Genomic DNA, 2,619 nt, shown 5'->3' with positions numbered 1-2,619 from the left:
CCCCCCCCCACGGCGTCGTCCAGCGCCTGGCGCAGCGACCGGCCGCCGTCGGCCAGTGACAGTACGGGTTCGGGGGCCTGCCACCAGCGTTGGACCAGCGGCCGCCGGCCGTCCGGGGGCAGTGCCAGGTACCAGCCCGGAGGCACTGCGGACACGTTGCGCCAGGGCGGCAGGTCGCCCAGTGGGTGCGGCAGTGCATCCAGGGTGCGCAGGGCAAGCAGGGCCGGGTCGAGCGGGGCGTCCAGAACGGTGGCGAGGACATCCGCACGGTCCGCGGCGACGGTGAGGGCGCCGAGGCCCCCGTGGAAGATCCGCCTCAGTCCGGATGCGGTGCCTTGTACGCGCAGCCGGCCGCGCACCGAGGCGATGAGGTGGTAGCTGCCGGCCCAGGCCAGGCCCAGCCCGTCGAGGTCGGTCACCTCGTTGATGCGGGAGGCCGCCGCGGCGAGTTCGTCCCGGGTCGCCGAGCAGTGGCCGATCACGGCGAGCCGGGTGTCGCCTTGTTCGGCGACCAGGGCTCGCCCTTCGGCCAGCCGGCCGGCCACACAGGGCCGGCCGGACCGGTGTTTCAGCAGGATGCGCACACCCTCCGTGGGGAGCCGGCCGACGGCGGCCGCCGCGCCATCGTCATCCGGCAGCGCGACGAAGTACTGCCAACCGGCATCGGCCATGTCAGTGTCCTTACGGGGAGTGCCGCATCGGCGTCGGCACTAGTGGAGCCTGTCGTAGAAGTGGAAAAGGTTCTCGTAGCCGGTCAGGCCGAAGTAGCCGGTGTCCTCCTGGAAGGAGCCACACTCGACCATCTTGGGGGCCTCGTAGACCTGGAGCTCGTTGGTCTCCTGGAGTTCGTTGCTCTGCATCACGGTTCACCTCCCCGTTCACTGGCGTGACGGCCCAGGGCGGAACGCGTTCCGATGCGGAAGAGTCCGCGGACGTCGGGATGACTCCCAACCAGCCGCCGGTCGACGGGACTTGCACCCCCGTCACCGCCCCCTGGGCTTGATCAAAAGGGAATCACGCAGCCCGCGGTGTTTCAAGATCTGCAATCGACTGTCTTATTACGAATATTCCGGAATGCCACCTCTTACTTTTGCCCCAACTGCCCCTCAAGTCACACGGGTTGCACTTTTCGGGGCGCATGGTCCGGCTGTCGACGGTGCACGGGGGCGAGAGGGAGTCGTCCGGACCGGTGTCGGTGCCGGCCGGGGCCCCGTGGCGCGGGCCCCGGCGTGCGGGCCGGGCGGTCCGCCCCCTGTTCCGCTTCGCGCCCCGTGGAGCGCCTGCGGTGCGTGTCCGGTCGGGCAGCTCATCGTTCTCATCACACAAGCACACCTCCCTCTCTCAAGGAGTCCTTGATGCGACGAGTTCTTACGGCAGTGGGTATGGCCGCCGCCGCGATGACGCTGGGGTCGGCTGCCGGAGCGCAGGCCGCGGACTTGCCGAAGACCCCTGACGTGGGCGGGCTGACCAATGTCGACGGCGTCGGCGGCCAGTTGGGCGGGGCCGGGCACACGGCGACGAAGGTCGCGGGAGATGTCGGGGGCCAGGTCGTCGACAACGCGGTTCCCGCGGCGAGCCAGGCGTCGGGTGCGGCAGTGGGCCAGGCGGCGCCGACGCTGACCGGGGCCACCGGTACCGCCACGGGCTCGGCCGCCGGGCTGACGGCCGAGACCGCGAAGGCGGGCGCGCAGGGTGGCGGCCTGCTCGGCGGGCTGCCCACCGACGAGCTGAGCACCGGCGCGCTGCCCACCAAGGCTCTGTCGGCCAAGGGCCTCCCCGGCAAGGGCCTGTCCGCCAAGGGCCTGTCGACCAAGGGGCTGGCGCCCACGGGCAGCCTGCCGATGAAGGGCCTGCCTGTCGTGGGCTGACCTCCGGCGACGCGTGCACATTCCGGCCCCGCTCCGCTCCCGTTCGTTCCGGGGGCCGGCGCGGGGCCGTTGCCGTGTGCGGTGTGGCGCGTCGGAGTTCGCCGGCAGGGGGCATGGTGTGCGGGCCGCCGGGCGGTGAACTGCCGTTGTCCGGGGTGGAGTTTACGGTGTGATGGGGGAGGAAGCGGATAATCCGCCGCAGTTCTGGGACATATCAGGATCGTCGCTGGGTACCCCCGGAGTGATGGCCCGGCCGGCGAGCGTCGTACCGCACGTTGCCGTATGCGGGGGCCGCGCCGGCCGGGGGCCAGTACCCTCGTGCCTTTCCTGGGTTGTCGCACGAGGGGGCACCGCGGTGCTGAAGCTCTACTACCGGTTGGTGTATTGGAAGAGACGGCTGGGGCGCGCGCTGGGCGTGCGGCGTACGGGGCCGGTTCCGGGGCCCCGCGCGGCGTACGGGGCGGCGCCGCGGCGGAGCGCGCGGGTGCGGCAACTTGCCCGGCGCGCACGGCCGTTGCTGGTGTTCGCGGTGATGGTGCTGATAGTGGTGGTGGCCTCGGCGCTGCTGGGGTGGCGGGACGACACCTTCGGGGCCGGGCCGCGGGAAGGCGGCACGACCGTCGTCCAGCCGTCCGGTGAGCTGGGGCGCGGCGGGCCGTCGTCGGTCTGCGACCGGCCGGGCACGGCGTGCGCGGTGGCGGTGAAGGAGTGAGCGGCGGGCGGGCGGGCCGCGGGGGTGCGGCGGCCCGCC

3 protein-coding genes and 1 pseudogene are annotated in these 2,619 nt (G+C 72.4%); 2 read left to right on the top strand and 2 right to left on the bottom strand.

Annotation, left to right across the window (positions count from 1 at the left end):
* Both ACO1BR_RS02250 and ACO1BR_RS02245 read right to left on the bottom strand, forming a co-directional pair.
* Window positions 1–671: pseudogene (locus ACO1BR_RS02250) on the bottom strand (asparagine synthase); the annotation flags it as partial.
* Between the two features lie 39 nt (window positions 672–710).
* Complete coding sequence (locus ACO1BR_RS02245; protein ID WP_426793341.1) at window positions 711–860, bottom strand: keywimysin-related RiPP; 150 nt, start codon at window positions 858–860, stop codon at window positions 711–713.
* 495 nt (window positions 861–1,355) lie between these two features.
* Between ACO1BR_RS02245 and ACO1BR_RS02240 the strand changes: the two genes are divergently transcribed.
* Window positions 1,356–1,868, top strand: coding sequence for a hypothetical protein (locus tag ACO1BR_RS02240; RefSeq protein ID WP_426793299.1), 513 nt, complete (start codon window positions 1,356–1,358; stop codon window positions 1,866–1,868).
* A 355-nt stretch (window positions 1,869–2,223) separates the two neighbouring features.
* A complete protein-coding gene (locus ACO1BR_RS02235; RefSeq protein WP_426793298.1) occupies window positions 2,224–2,580 on the top strand; it encodes a hypothetical protein in 357 nt (118 codons plus the stop codon).
* Window positions 2,581–2,619: the final 39 nt, after the last annotated feature.

The sequence above is a fragment of the Streptomyces sp. YGL11-2 genome (assembly GCF_050054615.1).
Taxonomy (GTDB): Bacteria; Actinomycetota; Actinomycetes; order Streptomycetales; family Streptomycetaceae; genus Streptomyces.
Note: the sequence above shows the minus strand (reverse complement) of the source record. Positions and strands in the feature narration are given on the sequence as shown.